The sequence below is a fragment of the Rhodoferax bucti genome (genome assembly GCF_005876985.1).
GTDB lineage: Bacteria > Pseudomonadota > Gammaproteobacteria > Burkholderiales > Burkholderiaceae_C > Allorhodoferax > Allorhodoferax bucti.
Genome location: NZ_VAHD01000003.1, coordinates 1 through 19,532, shown reverse-complemented (window position 1 = coordinate 19,532; position 19,532 = coordinate 1). Strand labels below are relative to the sequence as shown.

Genomic DNA, 19,532 nt, shown 5'->3' with positions numbered 1-19,532 from the left:
GCGGGCGCTAGAGGCCAATAGCGCGTATTACCAGGGGTGGCCAGAGATACCGGACCACAGCTCGTTCAGATCGGCAAACTTCCATTTGGCGGGATCCTCCCGGCTGAGAATCTTTTCAGTGGTGCCGGGGCGAGACAAGTCAATGACCTCCGGAACGATGCGCATATTCGACTTGGTGGAGTAAAACACTTTCACTCTCGGTGTAGTCAAAGACTTGCTCGTCTGCTCCACCACCACCCCCAGGCGCCCCGAGCTGAGCTGAACCAAGGAGCCAATCGGGTAAATCCCCAAGCTCTTCACAAAAGCTTGAAATACTTTGCCATCGAAGTGGCCGCTGGCCCATTCGGCCATTTTGCGCAGCGACTCTGCAGGGTCCCAGCCGGACTTGTAGGGCCTGTTAGAGGTAATCGCGTCGTACACGTCACACACCGCCCCCATCTTGGCAAAAAGACTGATTTCATCGCCCTTGAGTCCCTTGGGGTAGCCAGACCCGTCCACCTTCTCATGGTGATACAGACACACATCCAGCACCATAGGATCCACATTGGCGCCCGACTGCAGCAACTTGTAACCCTCTTCGGGATGGGTCTTGATGATGGAAAACTCTGCGTCTGTGAGTTTGCCGGGCTTGTTCAACACATCCATCGGCATCGCCGCTTTGCCCAAATCGTGCATCAAACCCGCTATACCCGCAGAACGGGTTTGCTCCTCGCTCAAACCCAATTGCTTGGCCAGTGCCACCATCATGGCGCACACGGCAACCGAATGCATGTAGGTGTAATCGTCTGCAGTTTTCAAGCGAGCCAGGCTGATCAGCGCCCCCGGGTTGCGGGAAACCGAGTCGGTAATTTCTTCCACCAACTGTTTGGCGCTACCCGTATCCACGGTCTTGCCCATGCGGGCCTCGCTGAACATGGACATCACCGCCTGCTTGGACTGATAACAAATTTTGGCGGCGCGCTCTATCTCTGCCTGCACGGAAACGGGAGCCACCTCCCGCCTCGCTGACACAGCTTCACGCAGCTCGGCTTCCACTTGTGCATCAGACTCAGATTCGGAAACTGCTGCCTGCCCTTCAGGCACATCCAAACCCTTGCTGCAGTCAATCCAAACTTCGCGGATCGCACTGGCCCGGATCGTGACCAAGTCTTTCGGGTCCGTAATCACGAAGCCGGAGCGCCAGAAAGGATGTTCCATCCAGGAGCCACAAAACTCCTTCAGATGCATTCCGAGAACGAGTTGCTCAACTGCAATTTTCTTCAGCATAAAGCCCTGCTATTTGCACCAACGGTGTGCGCGGATGAGCGTGATGGAAACGACCAAATCAGCAAGAAACCAGTATAGGCTTTGGCACGGAAAACCGCATCAATGCGGGCGGTGCTCAGTGCAAATGGCGTGGCTTGCGCCCACCATGCCCGCCGCCGGAACCGCCTGATCCGCGGGGTGGTTTGCCGATTTCCAACGAATTCACCAAGTCGTCGAAGCGCTGAGCGAACAGCTTGTCAATCTCCGCAACCACGCCGCCCAATTCTGCGCCGTCAAAATGACGCTCCAGTAAATTGATCGTGTCCTGCACCAGAATATCACGCTGTACCTGCATGATGGCAGCAGGATCAGGCCCCACAAAAGCCATTACAAAGTCATCACGCGATTGGGTTCCCGGCGCGGCCTCTTCCTCGTCAAACTCTGTGTCGTAAAAGGTCACTTCAATCGCAGCGCCAGCGCTTGCCAACTCATTGAGGCTCATGCAAACCTCATCCAGCACTTGACGAAAATCTTCGTCACCAGGAACCGTCCAGCACATGCGCAATGCGTGTTCATGGGCATCCATCTGAATGCCAGGCTCGTCCTCGTAGCTGCTCTTGGCGCCGTCAGCCAACGACTTGGCACCGGCATACCGCCAAATGGGCTTTAGCGCATCTTGAAGCTGGGAGTAAGTAACGTCCGGCCGGAGGAGCACTTGGCCATGAACGTGGATTTCGAACGAGGCGTTGAAGCGTGACATGAGACGGCTACTAGTAAATGGTGCCCGAGACCGGAATCGAACCGGTACGCCCGTTATTCACGAAGCGGCGGATTTTAAGTCCGATGTGTCTACCAATTTCACCACTCGGGCATGAGTGTCTATTGTCAAACAAAATGCCCTATCAACTGGAGTTGACAGGGCATCTGGACCAGATAAATCTGGAGGCGCGGTCCGGAGTCGAACCGGACTAACCGGATTTGCAATCCGGGGCATAACCGCTTTGCTACCGCGCCATTTAAAAAGGGAAGCATGCGCTTCCCTTTTTGGAATTGGAGCGGGAAAAGAGTCTCGAACTCTCGACCTCAACCTTGGCAAGGTTGCGCTCTACCAACTGAGCTATTCCCGCGTTTCAAGCCTCAAATTATAGCGTGCTTTTCTCCAGTTTTATCCAAAGCACGTATTTTTTCAAAGCCAATGTGAAATTTCAATGTTTGATCACAGCCGATGCGTCGGGCACCAGCGCAGGCGCAACCCCAGTCGCTACCTCTTCATCCGCCAGTGGTACAGGCAGCGACTCGAGAGCTAACTCCAGGACTTTGTCGATCCAGCGCACAGGGACGATTTCAAGTCCGTTTTTGACATTCTCCGGAATATCCTGCAAGTCCTTGGCATTCTGCTCAGGAATCAACACCGTTTTGATGCCGCCACGCAGCGCCGCAAGCAGCTTTTCCTTGAGCCCACCAATCTCCGTGATTTCCCCGCGCAAGGTGATCTCACCCGTCATGGCGACATCACCACGCACAGGAATACCGGTCAATGCAGACACAAATGCGGTAGCCATTGCGGCGCCCGCACTCGGACCATCTTTGGGTGTAGCGCCATCCGGCACGTGAATGTGAATGTCCTTTTTATCAAACACCTCATCCTTGATTCCCAATCGGCGAGCCCGGCTTCGCACCACGGTACGAGCAGCCTCTACCGACTCCTTCATCACGTCGCCCAAAGAGCCTGTGCGCGTAATCACGCCTTTACCAGGAGTCAATGCCGCTTCAATAGTGAGCAGATCGCCGCCAACCTCTGTCCACGCCAAGCCGACGACTTGCCCTACTTGGTTTTGCTCTTCAGCGCGGCCATAGGTGTAACGGCGTACGCCCAAAAAGTCGTTCAAGTTATCCGCAGTGACCACCACCTGTGCAGTCATCTTCTTCAGCAACAGTCCCTTGACCACCTTACGGCAAATCTTGGACAACTCGCGCTCCAAAGAACGTACTCCCGCCTCTCGCGTGTAATACCGAACAATGTCTCGCACAGCATCATCGGAAACCGATAACTCCGACTCCTTCACGCCGTTGTTCTTCATCTGCTTGGGCAACAGATAAGTAATGGCAATGTTGGTTTTTTCGTCTTCGGTGTAGCCCGACAACCGAATCACTTCCATACGGTCCAGCAATGCCGGAGGAATATTCATCGAGTTGGAGGTCGCCACAAACATCACATCGCTGAGGTCATAGTCCACCTCGACATAGTGGTCGCCAAATTTGTTGTTTTGCTCGGGGTCCAAAACCTCCAAAAGGGCGCTGCTCGGGTCACCCCGGAAGTCGGTTCCCAATTTGTCGATTTCATCCAGCAGGAACAGCGGGTTACGCGTTCCGACCTTTGACAAACTTTGGAGCACCTTGCCCGGCATCGCACCGATGTAGGTTCTGCGATGCCCGCGAATTTCCGCCTCATCGCGCATGCCGCCCAAGGCCATTCGCACGTACTTGCGACCCGTTGCTTTGGCAATACTCTGTCCCAAAGATGTCTTACCCACACCAGGAGGCCCCACCAGGCACAGAATGGGAGCCTTGACTTTGTCCACTCGCTGTTGAACTGCAAGATATTCCAAAATGCGGTCTTTGACCTTGTCCAGGCCGTAGTGGTCTTGGTTTAGAACATTTTCCGCGTTGAGCAAGTTGTGTTTGATCTTGGTCTTCGCTGTCCAAGGCAGGCCAGTGAGTACCTCGATGTAGTTCCGCACCACTGTCGCTTCAGCGGACATAGGGGACATCAGTTTCAACTTCTTGAGTTCTGCCTCGGCCTTCTTCAAGGCCTCTTTAGGCATCTTGGCGGACTTGATCTTTTTCTCGATCTCTTCAATGTCGGCGCCATCTTCGCCCTCACCCAGCTCTTTCTGAATAGCTTTGACCTGTTCATTCAGGTAGAAGTCACGCTGGTTCTTCTCCATCTGGCGCTTGACGCGCCCGCGGATCTTCTTATCCACGTTGAGAATGTCCACTTCATGCTCAATTTGTTCGAACAGATTTTCCAAACGCCCCTTCACATCAGGCAGGCTCAATACCGCTTGCTTGCTATCGAGCTTCAAGGGCAAATGGGCGGCAATCGTATCCGCCAGCCGACCAGCATCATCGATGCTGGAGATGGAGGTCAAAATTTCCGGGGGAATTTTTTTGTTCAGTTTGACGTATTGGTCAAACTGCTGCATCACCGCACGGCGCAGCGCCTCGACTTCGCTCCCCGACTTACGGTCTACCTCTGAACCTTCCGCTGGAATTTCAATGGGCGTGACATTGGCAGTGAAATGCGATTCACCTTCCGCAATTTCATTGACTTTTGCACGCTGATGCCCTTCCACCAGCACCTTCACCGTGCCGTCAGGAAGTTTCAACATTTGCAGAATGGTTGAGACGCAACCGACATCAAACATATCGGACACCACAGGATCATCTTTGGCGGCCGCCTTTTGGGCCACCAACATGATGCGGCGCTCGGCCTCCATGGCTGCTTCCAAGGCCTTGATGCTCTTGGGGCGCCCCACAAACAAGGGAATGACCATGTGCGGAAACACCACGACATCCCGCAAGGGAAGCAGCGGAAGTTCGAGTGGGGTTGCAGGCAGGGGAATATGACCGGACATAGGAAAACCTTTAGTTACCTGTTGAATATGGACTGCAAAGCCCGGATTTCAAGGATGGCTCCATTATCAAAAACTGAGCCATCCCCCAAGTGAGATTGAATGCCCTAAAAAGCCGCGTTAATTCAGCTCTTGAGGCGGCACTGTTACGCCTTCTTGGCAGATTCGCGGTACACCAGCAGCGGAGGTTTGTTTTCCTCGATGGTGGACTCATCCACCACCACTTTTTCCACATTACCCGCATTGGGCAACTCATACATGGTATCGATCAGGGATTGCTCCAAAATCGAGCGTAATCCGCGGGCGCCCGTTTTGCGCACCAAAGCCCGTTTAGCAATCGCTTGCAGGGCGGCAGGCCGAATTTCGAGCTCCGCACCTTCCATGGCCAGCAACTTGGCATATTGCTTCACCAGGGCATTCTTGGGCTCTGTCAGGATTTGCACCAAAGCATCCTCTGTCAACTCCGCCAAGGTTGCCACTACCGGCATACGCCCGACAAGCTCAGGAATCAAACCGAATTTGATCAAGTCCTCAGGCTCAACCTCTTTGAACACTTCCGTCAACGCACGTTGCTGCTTGCTCTTGACGGCAGCACCAAAGCCAATGCCGGAAGATTCAGTACGGTTTTCAATCACCTTTTCCAAACCGGCAAACGCACCGCCGCAAATAAACAGAATGTTCGTCGTGTCTATTTGGACGAAATCCTGGTTGGGGTGCTTGCGCCCACCTTGCGGAGGTACGCTGGCCATGGTGCCCTCGATCAACTTCAGCAAGGCCTGCTGCACACCTTCGCCAGAGACATCGCGGGTGATGGAAGGGTTGTCCGATTTACGGGAAATTTTGTCGATCTCGTCGATGTAAACAATCCCGCGCTGTGCACGCTCCACATCGTAATTGCAGCTCTGCAAGAGCTTCAGCACGATGTTTTCCACGTCTTCACCGACGTAACCCGCTTCGGTCAAGGTGGTGGCATCAGCCATCACAAAAGGCACATCCAGCATGCGCGCCAGTGTTTGCGCCAACAATGTTTTGCCGGAGCCGGTGGGGCCAATCAACAAGATGTTGCTCTTGGCGAGCTCCACATCGTCTTTCTTGGCTTTTTCTTTGTGCTTGAGGCGCTTGTAGTGGTTGTAGACCGCCACCGCTAGTGTGCGCTTGGCAGGCTCCTGGCCGATGACGTAATTGTCGAGATTCGCCTTGATGTCCGCCGGTGTGGGCAAATCACTGCGGGCGTCCTTGTTCTCGGTGGTTGCCGGTAACTCGTCGCGGATGATTTCGTTGCACAAATCGATGCATTCATCGCACACAAAGACGGACGGACCAGCGATCAGTTTCTTGACCTCGTGCTGGCTCTTGCCGCAGAAGGAGCAGTACAGGGTTTTTTCGCTGGTTGAGCCTTTTTTTTCGGCCATGGATGTCTGCCTTTTTCGCTAAGTTAAGCAATGATAACCAAATGAAAACGGTGCCTATCCGAGGGAGAGGCACCGTTCGGGAGGGCCCAAGCAGCCCGCCGGAATCAGGGGCGCTTGGCGATCACCTGATCCACCAAGCCATACTCCTTGGCCTCGTCTGCGGAGAGGTAATAGTCGCGCTCGGTATCGCGCTCAATCTTCTCTAGAGGCTGGCCAGTACGCTCTGCCAGGATCTTGTTCAGTTGCTCACGTGTTTTCAGGATTTCACGGGCATGGATTTCAATTTCCGTAGCCTGACCCTGTGTGCCGCCGAGCGGTTGGTGAATCATGACCTTGGAATTGGGCAAGGAAAAACGCTTGCCCTTGGCGCCTGCTGCCAACAGGAATGCTCCCATGCTGGCGGCCATGCCGGTGCACAGCGTAGACACATCGGGCTTGATGAAGTTCATGGTGTCGTAAATCGCCATGCCTGCACTCACCGAACCACCAGGGGAGTTGATGTAGAACGAGATGTCCTTGTCTGGATTTTCGCTTTCCAAGAACAGCAATTGCGCGACCACCAGGTTGGCCGTCTGGTCATTCACCGGCCCCACCAGAAAAATCACCCGCTCTTTCAACAAGCGGGAGTAAATGTCGTAGGAGCGCTCGCCACGTCCCGATTGCTCGATCACCATGGGCACCATTCCCAAGGCTTGGGTTTCCATGGCGCCGGACATTCCGTATTTGACGTTCATAAGCTCTCCAAAATATAGGGTGTAACTGTACCGAAAAAGTCAAGTCAAAAAGCAAATGGGGCTTAAACGCAGGACTGCAAGTCCCGCGCAAGCCCCATTTCGCTACGACGCAAAGTTTGCGCCTGCGCTTTGCTTTAGTTCTGACCCATCAATTCATCAAAGGACACGGACTTGTCAGTCACTTTGACCTTGGACAGGATGTACTCAGTCACATTGTTCTCGATGACTACCGCTTCCACTTCGGCCATGCGGCGGTTGTCGCCGTAGTACCAACGGATCACGTCAGCAGGCTTCTCATAGCTGGCAGCCAACTCTTCCACGTGGGCTTTGATCTGCTCAGGCTTGGCAGCCAGATCGTTGGAGCGAACCAGCTCAGCCACAACCAAGCCCAAACGCACGCGGCGCTCAGCTTGGGGGCGGAAGATGTCGTCAGGGATCGGGGCCTTGTCGGCATCTTTGATGCCGCGTTGCTTCAGGTCTGCACGGGCGCTTTCGACCATGCGGTCGAGCTCGGCTTGTACGCTGGACTTGGGTAAGTCCAACTCAGCCTTGGCCACCAACGCGTCCATGGCAGCTTGCTTGTTGCGTGCCAACAGACGGTGCTTGACTTCACGCTCCAAATTCTTGCGGATGTCTGCACGCAAGGCTTCCACGGTGCCATCAGCAATACCCAAGGACTTGGCCAATGCGCCATCCACTTCAGGCAGGTTGGCAGCTTCGAGCTTCTTCAAAGTCACCAGGAAGTCAGCAGTCTTGCCGGCCACGTCTTTACCGTGGTAGTCAGCGGGGAATGCCAGGGGGAAGGTCTTGCTTTCGCCGGACTTCATGCCACGGGTTGCATCTTCAAATTCCTTGAGCATCTGGCCATCGCCCAAGATGAACTGGAAGTCAGAAGCTTTGCCACCAGCAAAGGGTTCGCCATCGATCTTGCCTTCGAAGTCCACAGTCACGCGATCGGTGTCTTGGGCAGCGGTGTCTTGAGCGCGCTGGGCGAAAGTGCGACGTTGCTTGCGCAGGATTTCGATAGTCTTGTCGATGGCTTCGTCGGTCACATCCGCGGTCAACTTCTCGACTTCGGCACCTGCCAAGTCAGCAATTTTGACTTCGGGAAACACTTCGAAAATCGCATCGAACGCCACTTGGCCTTCGGGCGCAGTTTCGTTCTCAGAAATCTTGGGCTGACCTGCTACGCGCAACTTGGCTTCGTTGGCAGCTTGGGAGAAAGCTTCGCCCACTTTGTCGTTCATCACTTCGTAGTGCACCGAATAGCCGTAACGCTGGGCCACCACATTCATGGGCACCTTGCCGGGACGGAAACCGTCCATCTTCACGGTACGAGCCAGCTTGCGCAGACGGCTGTCAACTTCGGTCTGGATCACGCCCACGGGCAGTGTCAACGTAATCTTGCGCTCCAGCTTTTCCAGAGTTTCTACAGTAACGGCCATCGTTTACTCCTAATATTGATTTGGCAGGAATTTCACCTGCGGCATCGCTGGGATGCCTTCGTAGGTTGGTGCGCGGGGGGGGACTCGAACCCCCACAGTGTTGCCACCGTCAGGACCTAAACCTGGTGCGTCTACCAATTTCGCCACCCGCGCTAAAACAAAACACGGGAGCCGGGCACGCCACAGAACCAGTCTGCGCAGCCCCAACTTCCCGTTTGAAATCGGTCAACCCGCTATTTTAGCCTGTAAGCGGGCACCTTCTTTTCAAGTTGCGGCAGGAATCTCGCGTTTGACCCGGAACCAGGCGGCATACATCGCCGGCAGAGCCAGCAAAGTCAGCACGGTAGCCACAATCAGCCCGCCCATGATGGCCACAGCCATGGGCCCCCAAAACACGGAGCGCGACAGCGGAATCATCGCCAGCACGGCAGCGGCAGCCGTCAGCACAATCGGGCGCAAACGGCGCACCGCCGACTCCACAATCGCATCCCAGGCAGGAATGCCGGCAGCACGGTCCTGCTCAATCTGGTCGATCAGGATCACCGAGTTGCGCTGGATCATGCCCATCAAGGCAATGACGCCTAGCAACGCAACGAAGCCGAAAGGGCGCCCCAACACCAGCAAAGCCCCCGCCACACCGGCAATGCCCAAAGGCCCGGTGATGAACACCAGCAACGAGCGACTGAAGCTTTGCAACTGCAGCATGAGCAGCGTAAAGGTCAGGAACAGCATGATGGGTACCCCCGCCACGATGGACGACGAGCCCTTGGAGCTCTCCTCCACCGCACCCGCCACCTCAATCCGGTAACCCGACAAGCCTTTGGCCGCCCACTGGGCTTGCAGCTCCTTCATTTGGGGCTGCAGCTCGGCCGTGACGGTGGCGCCCTGCAGGCCTTCCACGATGTCGCTTTGCACTGTGATGGCGTAGTCGCGGTTTTCGCGCCACATCACGCCCGGCTCCCAGGTGAACACCGGCTTGGCGATCTGGGTAATCGGAATAGACTTGCCACTGCTGGTGGGCAAATTGGCATTCGCAATATCGGTGATGGCGTTGCGCTCGTCCAGGGGCTGGCGCAACACGATGTCGATGAGCTTGTCCCCTTCGCGGTATTGGCCAACGGTGGAGCCCAGCGAAATCGTCTTGGCCGCTTGCGCAATGCTTTGGCTGCTCACACCGAGGGCGCGGGCTTTATCCTGATCCACCTCCAGGCGCAGCACCTTCACGGACTCGTTCCAGTTGTCATTCACACCACGGGTATTGGTGCTGCGGCGCATGACGGCCTTAACCTCATCGGCGCGCTCGCGCAACACCAGCGGGTCGGTGCCCACCACGCGGAACTGCACCGGATACGGCACCGGCGGGCCATTGGGCAGCAGCTTGACGCGACCCCGCACTTCTGGGAACTCACTGGCCAACAGCGCCGGCAGCTTCACCCGCAGGGCTTCGCGCACCTTGAGGTCCACCGGCATGATGATGAACTGCGACACGTTGGTCTGCGGGAACACCTGGTCCAGCGGCAAATAGAAGCGCGGCACCCCGGAGCCGATCCAGGTGCTCACGGCGGACACGCCGGGCTCCTGCATCAGGCGGGCTTCCACCCGCTGCGTAACGGCTTGGTTGTTGGCAAACGACGTGCCCTCGGGGAACCAGATGTCCACCAGCACCTCAGGGCGGCTGGAGTCCGGGAAGAACTGCTGCTGCACCTTGCCCATGCCCACGATACCCAGTGCGAACACCAGGATGGTGGCGCCTATCGTCATCCAGCGGTACTGCACGCACCAGTTCACCACGCGACGGAAGGTGTTGTAGAAAGGCGTGTCAAAGTGCTCCTGGTGCACCGATTCGCCCGCATGGTGAGGCTGGCTCTTGAGCAACCAGTTACCCAGGTAAGGCACAAAGTACACCGATACAAACCAGCTCAAAATCAGCGCCAGCACTGTCACCGCAAAGATGGCGTAGGTGTACTCACCCGTGGTGGACTTGGCCAGGCCAATAGGCAAAAAGCCCACCGCTGTAATCAGCGTACCGGTCAACATGGGCATGGCCGTGACTTCGTAGGCAAAGGTGGCGGCACGCACCTTGTCGTAGCCCTCCTCCATCTTGCGCACCATCATTTCCACCGCAATGATGGCGTCATCCACCAGCAAGCCCAGCGCAATGATGAGCGAGCCCAGCGAAATCTTGTGCAGGCCGATGCCCCAGTAGTACATGCCCAAAAAGGTCACGGCCAGCACCAATGGAATGGTGATGCCCACCACCAGGCCGGGGCGCATATCCAGCGTCCAACGGCGCCACAAGGGGTTGTTGCCAGGGCGCTTGTGCAGGCCCAGCGAGATAAAGCTCACCGCCAGCACAATCACTACCGCCTCAATCAGCACCTTCACAAACTCGTTCACCGAGGTGGTGACGGACTTGGGCTGGTCCTGCAACTGCACCAGCTTGATGCCCGCGGGCAGGCCTTTTTCAATGCCTGCAAATGCCTTTTCCAGCGCATGGCCCAACGCGATGATGTCGCCGCCCTTGGTCATGGACACGCCCAGCGCAATCACCTCTTTGCCCTGGTGGCGCACCTTGACGGATGGCGGATCAACATAGCCCTTGCCGATGGTGGCAATGTCTTTCAAGCGGAACTGGTTGCCTGTGGCACCGCGAACTGGCATGTCGGCCAACTCTTCCACGCGGTTGAACTGGCCGCCCACACGCACCTGCACCACGTCCAGCGGTGTTTGCACCGCACCGGCCGACTCCACCGCGTTTTGCTGACCGAGCTGGGCCAGCACTTGGTTGAAGTCCAAGCCGAGCTGCGACAGGCGCTTTTGCGAAATTTCGATGTACAGCTTCTCGTCCTGCGCGCCAAACAGCTCCACCTTGGCCACATCAGGCACGCGCAGCAGGCGCTGGCGCACGTCGTCGGCAAAGGTCTTGAGCTCGGCGTAGTTGAAGCCATCGGCCTCCAGCGCGTAGATCACGCCATACACATCGCCGAAATCGTCATTGAAGAAAGGACCGACTACCCCCGCCGGCAAGGTGCCACGGATATCGCCGATTTTTTTGCGCACGCTGTACCAGACGTTCGGCACATCCGCGGGCTTGCTGGAGTCCTTGATCTGGAAAATGATTTGCGACTCGCCGGGCTTGGAGTAGCTGCGGATCTTGTCGGCATAGGGCACCTCTTGCAGGGTGCGCTCCAGCTTGTCAGTGACTTGCTCGGCCACCTGCTGCGAGGTGGCGCCCGGCCAGTAGGTGCGCACCACCATGGCCCGGAAGGTGAACGGCGGGTCTTCGTCCTGCCCCAGTTGGAAGTAGGCGGCCGCGCCCAAGAGCATCAGCACAATCATCAGGTACCGGGTGAGCGCGGAATGGTCCAGCGCCCACTTGGACAGGTTGAAGCCTTTTTTCGGTTCGTCGAGGTTCATGCGCGCCTCACTTTGCCGATGCACTGGCGGGTGCGCTGGCCGTTGCCGCTGGAACCGCTACGGAATCCATAGCAGCTTGCGCAGGTTCTGCGGGCACTACCGCGCCTTTTTGCTTGTAAACCGTAACCTTCTGGCCCGGCGACAACACATGCACGCCAGCCACCACCACCTGCATGCCGGGGGTCAGGCCCTGGGTAATCACAGCATCGTTGCCGTCGGCAGTCGCCACGGTCACTTGCTGAGGCTTCACCGTCATGCTGGCGCTGTCCAGCACCCACACCTGAGAAGCGCCACCCGCTTGCAGCAGAGCGCTGGTGGGGAGTTTGATGACTTGCGTCGCGCTGCGGTCCAGCGCTTTGGGCACCACGGCCACAGTCGTTCCCAGCGGCAAGGCGTCTTGCGCCTGCAATGCCACTTTCACCACAAAGGTGCGTGTCACCGGGTCGGCACTGGCAGCCACCTCGCGCACGGTGCCTTCCACCTGGGTTTTGCTGGCCCAGACGCGCACATCCACCTTGGAGCCAACCTTGATCAGGGCCACCTTGTCTTCGGGCACGGCAAACACCACGTCACGCGGGCCGTCTTGTGCAATTTGCACCACCGGGCTGCCGGCGGCCACCACCTGGCCGACTTCGGCCGTGACCGCGGTCACCACACCAGACACATCGGCCACCAGCGTGGTGTAACCCGCCTGGTTACCCTGGCTGTTGAGCTGGGCCTGAGCCTGCTCCAGTTGGGCCTGGGCCGCTTTGAGGGCCGTGTCGCGGCGCTCCAGCTCGGCGCCGCTGATGAAGTTCTGGTCGCGCAGCTCTTTGTAGCGCTTGTAGTCCGCTGCGGCCAGATCGCGGTTGGTCTGGGCGGCAGCTACTTGGGCGCGTGCTGCGTCGGCGGCGAGCTTGTAGTCTTGCGGGTCCAGCTGAGCAATCACCTGACCGGCCTTGACGGTTTGGCCCAGCTCCACGGCGCGGCGCACCAGCTTGCCGCCCACCCGGAAACCGAGGCGGGACTCGACACGGGGCCGCACATCGGCTGCGAACTCCAGGCTCGACTGGATATTGCCCACACCCACCGTCATGAGCTTGACCGCGCGCACCGGCTCCTCGGGCGGCGCCGGCTTGGAGCAAGCAGCAAGAAGTACAGCACTGAGCAGCACCGGCACGGCGACAAGAAGTTTCTGAGGAGACATAAGTGCGGGGTAGTGAAATAAGTTAATGACCAGTTGGTTAGTAATTTAAGCGGCGCACTGATCTTTGTCAAGCAGCGTGCCCCACCACCCTTCAGGTTCTGGACGGCAGGCACAATGCCGGCCATGTCTTCCCCGCCCGAACGCCACGCAGCCCACGCCCATCCGGCACCGCCCGCAGACGCCCCGCCCATCACGCATTACGAGAACTTTCCGGTGGCCTCGATGCTGTGCCCGCCGCACTTGCGGGCACCCATCACGGCCATCTACCACTTTGCCCGCACCGCCGATGACATTGCCGACGAGGGCGACGCCACCGCCGACCAGCGCTTGGTCGAGCTGGCCCTGTACCGCAGCGGGCTAGAGGGCGCCCCTGAGGCACTGGCCCGCTGGCCCCAAGTGTTCGGCCCGCTGAGTGCGCAGCGCGAGGCCCACGCTTTGCCGGTGCATCTGCTGCATGCCTTGCTGGACGCCTTTGTGCAGGACACCGAGAAAACCCGCGACGGCACCGGCTACCGCACCCACGCCGAGCTGTTGGACTATTGCAGCCGCTCCGCCGACCCCGTAGGTCGCCTGCTGCTGCACCTCTATGGCGTGCACGATGCCGAGTCGCTGGCAATGAGCGACGCCATCTGCTCCGCTCTGCAGCTCATCAACTTCTGGCAGGACCTAAGTGTGGACATTCCCCGTGGCCGCTTCTACCTGCCGCAGGAAGACTGCGAGCGTTTTGGTGTGAGCCAGGCGGACATTCTGGCGCGCAAGCAAACCGAAAACGCTACTAAATTGATAGCTACCTGCGCACAGCGGGCAAGCGCTAGCATGCAAAAAGGTGCTCCTTTGGTACACCGCCTGCCCGGCCGCGCCGGCTGGGAGCTGCGCCTGGTGGTGCAAGGTGGCCTGCGCATTCTGGACAAGATCGCCGCCATGGACTACCGCACCCTGGAGCGCCGGCCCAAGCTGTATGCGTGGGATTACGGGGTCATGATGTGGCGGGCTTTGTGGATGTGAACGCAAGGCACTGCTGCAGTTACTGACTAACCCCAGTGAGCACCGGCCACGCTGACAAGAGGCGGACTGTGCGTTTTGCGTAGGTCAAGGAGGAGCCCGCGCAGCGGGCGGGGGACACGGAGCAAAGCGTACAGCCCGCCTCTTGTCTGCGCCACCACATCCGCCTGAGAAGGGCACTCGACGCGTCCAAAAGTTTGCGCTCTGCCTCAACGACAATACCGCCCATGACTCCAGAGCAATACGTCCAGGAAAAAGCCGCTGCGTCCGGCAGCAGCTTTTACTACGCCTTTCTTTTCTTGCCCGCCCCCCGCCGCGCCGCCATCACCGCCTTTTATGCCTTCTGCCGCGAGGTGGACGATGTGGTGGACGACATGGTCGACGCCGGAGTGGCAGCCACCAAACTCGCCTGGTGGCGCACCGAGGTGCAGCAGTCCTTCAACGGCACCGCCACCCACCCGGTGATGAAGGCCCTGATGCCGCACACCACCAGCTACAAGATTGAAGCCCGCCACCTGCTGGCCGTGATTGATGGCTGCCAGATGGACCTGGAGCAAACCCGCTACCTCGACTACCCCGGCCTGCAACGCTATTGCCACCTAGTGGCCGGCGTGGTGGGGGAAGTGGCGGCCGGCATCTTCGGCCAGACCGACCCGCAAACCACCCAGTACGCCCACAAACTGGGCCAGGCCCTGCAGCTCACCAACATCCTGCGCGATGTGGGCGAAGACGCCATGCGCGGGCGCATCTACCTGCCGGTCAATGAGCTGCAGCAGTTCGATGTGAAGGCGCACGAAATCCTCAAACGCACCTACTCCGACCGCTTTGTGGCGCTGATGAAGTTCCAGGCCCAACGCGCCCAAGGTTTGTACGACGAGGCCCTGGCCCTGCTGCCCGCCGCCGACCGGCGCGCCCAGAAGCCCGGCCTGATGATGGCCAGCATCTACCGCGCCCTGCTCACTGAAATTGAGCGCGACAACTTCCAGGTGCTGCACCAGCGCGTCAGCCTGACTCCGCTGCGCAAGCTCTGGCTGGCGTGGAAGGTGCAGGCACTGGGTCGTCTGTGAACGTAGCGATCGTCGGCGCCGGCTGGGCCGGCATGGCGGCTGCGGTGACAGCGACACTTGCCGGGCACCGCGCTATCGTTTTTGAAGCAGCCCGCGCAGTCGGCGGGCGGGCCAGAGCCCTGAATGGCACTTTGCCGGACGGCACACCCGTGGTGCTGGACAACGGCCAGCACATCCTGATTGGCGCCTACACCCGCACCCTGGAGCTGATGCGCATCGTGGGTGCAGACCCTGCCACCCACCTGAAACGCCTGCCGCTGGACCTGCGCTTTGCCGATGGCAAAGGCTTGGCCCTGCCGCTGTGGCCCAGCCCACTGGATGCGCTGGCCGGCATCGCCACCGCGCGGGGCTGGACCTGGGGCGACCGCTGGAGCCTGCTGCGTGCCTCGGTGGGCTGGCAGCTAGCGGGTTTTCGCTGCGCGCCGGGCACCAGCGTGGCCCACCTCTGCCGCACGCTGAGCCCCACCATCAACGCCACGCTGATCGACCCGCTGTGTGTCTCAGCCCTCAACACCCCCGCCGAGCGGGCCTGCGGGCAGGTGTTTTTGACGGTGCTGCGCGACTCACTGTTCGGCGGGCGCGGCAGCTCCAATCTGTTGCTGCCCACGCAAGACCTGGGCACCCTGTTCCCCACCACCGCCGCGCAGTGGCTGGTGGCCCATGGGGGCGAGCTGCGCACCGGTGCGCGGGTGCACGATATGCAGGCACTCCCCCGCGAAAGCGCCTCGACCGGCACACGCTGGCAGGTGAACGGCGAGGTGTTTGACGCCGTGATCTGGGCCACTTCATCGTCCAATGCGGCTCTGGCGCTTATGGAATCTGCGCAAGCAGCTCCTGAAACCATAGCAAATCAGTTGCAAACCTGGGCTGCCACGGCTGCCTCCTTGCAGTTTGAAGCGATTGCCACCGTCTACGCCCACGCCGCCGGTGCCACCCTGCCGCGCCCCATGGTGGCGCTGCGCCACAGCCCCGACTGCCCGGCGCAGTTCGTGTTTGACCGCGGCCAGCTCGATAGCACACAGGGCCTGCTGGCCTTTGTGGTGAGTGCCAGCGAGGGCGACAAAGACACGCTGGAGCGCCAGGTGCTGGCGCAGGCCCGCAGCCAGCTCGGCCTCACGCTGCAAGCCGTGCAAACCGTGATTGAAAAGCGCGCCACCTTCGCCTGCACGCCGGCCCTGCAACGCCCCCCGCAAGCCATCGCGCCCGGCCTGTGGGCCTGTGGCGACTACGTGGCCGGCGCCTACCCCGCCACGCTGGAGGGTGCCATCCGCAGTGGCATCAGTGCCGCAGAGCAGTTCAACGCGTTTATGCGCGCTTCCACCTAGGCGACAACCCGGCTGCGCGCCATGCTTTTCGCGCGCTAGACTGCGCTTCATAGTTGGGGAGACTGATTGTGAAACTGGCATTGAAACTGGTGGGCCTGCTGCTGGCCTTGCTCTTGCTGGCCCTGGGTGGGCTGGCGGGCTGGTATGTGTATTCCAAACAACCCGTGCGCAGCGGCACGGTGGAGCTACGCGCCCTGGGCGACAAAGTCACGGTGCGCTACGACGAGCGCGGTGTGCCCCACATCAGCGCCCAAAACGAGGCCGACCTCTACCGCGCGCTGGGTTATGTGCATGCGCAAGACCGCCTGTTCCAGATGGAGATGGTGCGCCGCCTGGCCAACGGCGAGTTGGCCGAGGTACTGGGCCCCAAGCTGCTGGAAGTGGACAAGCTCTTTCGCACCCTGGGCTTGCGCGAACACGCCAAACAAGCCGTGGCCCGCATGGACCGCAACACCCCTACCAGCCAGGCCGTGCTGAACTACATCGATGGCATCAACCAGTACCAGGACCACCACCGGGCTCCGCTGGAGTTTGATGTGCTGGGCATCCCCCAGCACCCATTCACCGTGGAAGACACCTACGCCGTCTCGGGCTACCTAGCCTACAGCTTTGCGGTGGCCTTTCGCACCGAGCCGCTGATGACCTTCATCCGCGACAAGCTAGGCCCGGATTACCTGCGTGCCTTCGACACCGAATGGCACCCCGAAGGCGTGATGGCCCCGCTCACCGCCGCCCACACCCGCCTCAACACCCACGACTGGGCAAGCTTGGACCGCATCGCTACGGCCAGCCTGCAGGCCACCGAACTCGGAGGCGTGCCCCTGCTCGAAGGCAGCAACGCCTGGGCCATTGCAGGCCGGCGCACCGAGTCAGGCAAGCCCCTGCTGACGGGGGATCCGCACATCGCCTTCTCGGCGCCGGCCGTGTGGTACGAGGCGCACCTGAGCAGCCCGGGGTTTGAGCTGTTCGGGCACTTTCAAGCTCTGAACCCCATGGCGCTGCTGGGCCACAACATGGACTTCGGCTGGAGCCTGACCATGTTCCAGAACGACGACATGGACCTGATTGCCGAAAAGATCAACCCCGACAACCCCCGACAAGTCTGGCACCAGGGCCAGTGGGTGGACATGGGCGAGCGCTCGGAGCTGATTCAGGTGAAAGGCGCAGAGCCAGTGCGCATCCGCCTGCGCAGCACGCCCAACGGCCCGGTAATTAACGATGCCTTCAAGGACAGCTTGGGGGAAGACACCACCCCGATATCCATGTGGTGGGCGTTTCTGGCCACGGAGAACCCGGTGCAGCAGGCTTTTTACGAGCTCAACCGCGCAGACACGCTGGAGAAGGCCCGCAACGCCGCCAGCAAAATCTACGCCCCGGGCCTGAACGTGATGTGGGCCAACGCCACCGGTGACATCGGGTGGTGGGCCGCCGGCCTGCTGCCCCAGCGCCCGGTGGGGGTGAACCCGATGTTCATTCTCGATGCCGCCAAAGGCGAGGCCGAAAAGCCGGGGTTTTATGCCTTCCAGTTCAACCCGCAGGACGAGAACCCGGCCAAGGGCTACCTCATGTCAGCCAACCACCAGCCCAGCCCCAAGAGCGGTGTGCCGGTGCCCGGCTACTACAACCTGCCAGACCGCGCCCAGCGCCTCGACGCCCTGTTGAACACGCCCAAGATGAAGTGGAACAGTGCCGAGGCCCGCAAGCTCCAGCTCGATGTGGCCAACAACTACGGCCCGCGCATTCTGCGTAACCTGCTGCCGGTCATGATGGCCGTGGTGACCGACGAAAACGACAAAGCCTTCATGGAGCCCCTCACCAAGTGGGATGGCGCCTACACCGAAGACAGCATTGCCGCCACCCTGTTCACCCAGATGATGTATGAGCTGGCCAAGGCCACCTTTGAAGACGAGCTGGGACCGGAGCGTTTTCAAAACCTGCTGCGCACCCGGGCCCTTGACTTTGCCCTGCCCCTGCTGGTGGCTGAGCCACTGTCCCCGTGGTGGGACGATGTGAACACCAAGGCCAAGGAAAGCCATTTCGAAACGGTGCGCATTGCCTGGGCGAACACCCTGCAGCACCTGCGCGGCCTGTACGGCACCAGCCTGCTCGACTGGCGCTGGGGCAGCGCCCACACCCTGACGCACGGCCATCCGCTGGGTCGCCAGAAACCGCTGAACAAGCTGTTTGATGTGGGGCCGTTTGCCGTGCCCGGCGGGCGCGAAACCCCCAACAACTTGTCAGGCTCCCTGGGGCCTGCGCCTTGGGCCGTGAACTACGGCCCGTCCACCCGCCGGGTGATTGACTTTGCGGATGCCAGCAAGGCCGTGGGCATCAACCCCGTGGGACAAAGCGGTGTCTGGCCGGACAAGCACTACGCCGACCAGGCGGAGCAGTACGTCAAGGGCGAGTATGTGCGCATGTGGTTGCGCGACAGCGATGTTGCGGCCCACACCGAGAGCACCCTGGTGCTGCGCCCGGCGCGTTAAGCCACAAGGCTCAGTGGCTGCTGCCGTTGAGCAAGTCTTGCAGCTCCTGCAGGCTGCCCACGGTGGCGTGCGGGTACTGGTCGTAGGTCCAGACATGCTCTTCGCGGTTCACCCACACGGTCTGCATGCCCACGCCCAGAGCACCCAACACATCGAGCGCAGCATCGTCGCCAATGTGCAGCACCTGTGAAGGCTGCACACCCACAACCTCGCAGGCAGCGTGGAAGATTCTCGGGTCGGGCTTGCCCACGCCCGCATCCCGCGCGCTCACGCTGGCGGCAAAGTAGCGGCCTATGCCCACGCGGTGCACATCCGCATTGCCATTGGACACCGCTACGACCGGCCAGCGGGCGGCCATGGCCTCCAGCAAGGCGATGGCGTCGTCAAACAGCTCCACCTGCATGCGCGCATCGAAAAACACGTCAAAGGCGGGCTCCGCCAGCGCAGTGTAGGCGGATTCAACCGGTCGTCGCAACACCTTCAATCAGGAGGTGTTTATGGGGCGACCCGCAGGATGGATGAAGCAATTGACAGGGAGAGACGCGATGCGCTCTCCGGGGGCTCCTTCGCTTCGGCGA

General features: G+C 59.8%; 13 protein-coding genes and 4 tRNA genes. 4 read left to right on the top strand and 13 right to left on the bottom strand.

The features are described 5' to 3' along the window. Positions 1-27: 27 nt before the first annotated feature. The 12 genes from FDM28_RS11135 to FDM28_RS11080 all read right to left on the bottom strand — a co-directional run bounded on the left by FDM28_RS11135 (position 28) and on the right by FDM28_RS11080 (position 13,074). Complete coding sequence (locus tag FDM28_RS11135) at positions 28-1,266, bottom strand: HD-GYP domain-containing protein (protein WP_138515261.1); 1,239 nt, start codon at positions 1,264-1,266, stop codon at positions 28-30. Between the two features lie 115 nt (positions 1,267-1,381). Beyond that, positions 1,382-2,005: a DUF6806 family protein gene (locus tag FDM28_RS11130; RefSeq protein ID WP_138515260.1), complete on the bottom strand. Its 624-nt coding sequence runs from the start codon at positions 2,003-2,005 to the stop codon at positions 1,382-1,384. Positions 2,006-2,023: 18 nt separating this feature from the next. After that, positions 2,024-2,116, bottom strand: a tRNA-Leu gene (locus tag FDM28_RS11125). A gap of 69 nt (positions 2,117-2,185) precedes the next feature. Continuing rightward, positions 2,186-2,259, bottom strand: a tRNA-Cys gene (locus tag FDM28_RS11120). A gap of 37 nt (positions 2,260-2,296) precedes the next feature. Next, positions 2,297-2,372, bottom strand: a tRNA-Gly gene (locus FDM28_RS11115). A 78-nt stretch (positions 2,373-2,450) separates the two neighbouring features. Continuing rightward, positions 2,451-4,883: an endopeptidase La gene (gene lon, locus FDM28_RS11110; RefSeq protein ID WP_138515259.1), complete on the bottom strand. Its 2,433-nt coding sequence runs from the start codon at positions 4,881-4,883 to the stop codon at positions 2,451-2,453. Between the two features lie 143 nt (positions 4,884-5,026). Further along, positions 5,027-6,292 (bottom strand): ATP-dependent Clp protease ATP-binding subunit ClpX, encoded by a 1,266-nt coding sequence (gene clpX / locus FDM28_RS11105; protein ID WP_138515258.1) that lies wholly within the window; start codon positions 6,290-6,292, stop codon positions 5,027-5,029. Between the two features lie 104 nt (positions 6,293-6,396). Further along, entirely contained in the window at positions 6,397-7,026 is a 630-nt protein-coding gene (clpP, locus tag FDM28_RS11100; protein ID WP_255413700.1) for an ATP-dependent Clp endopeptidase proteolytic subunit ClpP, read from the bottom strand. Between the two features lie 134 nt (positions 7,027-7,160). Then, positions 7,161-8,471: a trigger factor gene (gene tig / locus FDM28_RS11095; RefSeq protein WP_138515257.1), complete on the bottom strand. Its 1,311-nt coding sequence runs from the start codon at positions 8,469-8,471 to the stop codon at positions 7,161-7,163. 66 nt (positions 8,472-8,537) lie between these two features. Continuing rightward, a tRNA-Leu gene (locus tag FDM28_RS11090) sits at positions 8,538-8,624 on the bottom strand. Positions 8,625-8,735: 111 nt separating this feature from the next. Beyond that, entirely contained in the window at positions 8,736-11,888 is a 3,153-nt protein-coding gene (locus FDM28_RS11085; RefSeq protein ID WP_138515256.1) for an efflux RND transporter permease subunit, read from the bottom strand. 7 nt (positions 11,889-11,895) lie between these two features. Continuing rightward, positions 11,896-13,074: an efflux RND transporter periplasmic adaptor subunit gene (locus FDM28_RS11080; protein WP_138515255.1), complete on the bottom strand. Its 1,179-nt coding sequence runs from the start codon at positions 13,072-13,074 to the stop codon at positions 11,896-11,898. Between the two features lie 123 nt (positions 13,075-13,197). Between FDM28_RS11080 and hpnC the strand changes: the two genes are divergently transcribed. The 4 genes from hpnC to FDM28_RS11060 all read left to right on the top strand — a co-directional run bounded on the left by hpnC (position 13,198) and on the right by FDM28_RS11060 (position 18,954). After that, positions 13,198-14,079 carry a squalene synthase HpnC gene (gene hpnC / locus FDM28_RS11075; RefSeq protein WP_138515254.1) on the top strand — a complete coding sequence of 294 codons (882 nt, stop codon included), beginning with the start codon at positions 13,198-13,200 and terminating at the stop codon, positions 14,077-14,079. 224 nt (positions 14,080-14,303) lie between these two features. Further along, positions 14,304-15,143 (top strand): presqualene diphosphate synthase HpnD, encoded by an 840-nt coding sequence (gene hpnD, locus FDM28_RS11070; RefSeq protein WP_138515253.1) that lies wholly within the window; start codon positions 14,304-14,306, stop codon positions 15,141-15,143. Then, on the top strand, positions 15,140-16,468 hold the full coding sequence (gene hpnE / locus FDM28_RS11065; protein WP_138515252.1) for a hydroxysqualene dehydroxylase HpnE: 1,329 nt from the start codon (positions 15,140-15,142) through the stop codon (positions 16,466-16,468). The genes hpnD and hpnE overlap by 4 nt, the downstream gene beginning before the upstream one ends. Before the next feature lie 68 nt (positions 16,469-16,536). After that, on the top strand, positions 16,537-18,954 hold the full coding sequence (locus FDM28_RS11060) for a penicillin acylase family protein (RefSeq protein WP_276611902.1): 2,418 nt from the start codon (positions 16,537-16,539) through the stop codon (positions 18,952-18,954). A 10-nt stretch (positions 18,955-18,964) separates the two neighbouring features. Here FDM28_RS11060 and FDM28_RS11055 read toward each other — a convergent pair whose 3' ends face one another. Next, positions 18,965-19,429, bottom strand: a complete 465-nt coding sequence (locus FDM28_RS11055) for an HAD family hydrolase (protein WP_338110186.1) — start codon at positions 19,427-19,429, stop codon at positions 18,965-18,967. Between the last annotated feature and the right edge of the window lie 103 nt (positions 19,430-19,532).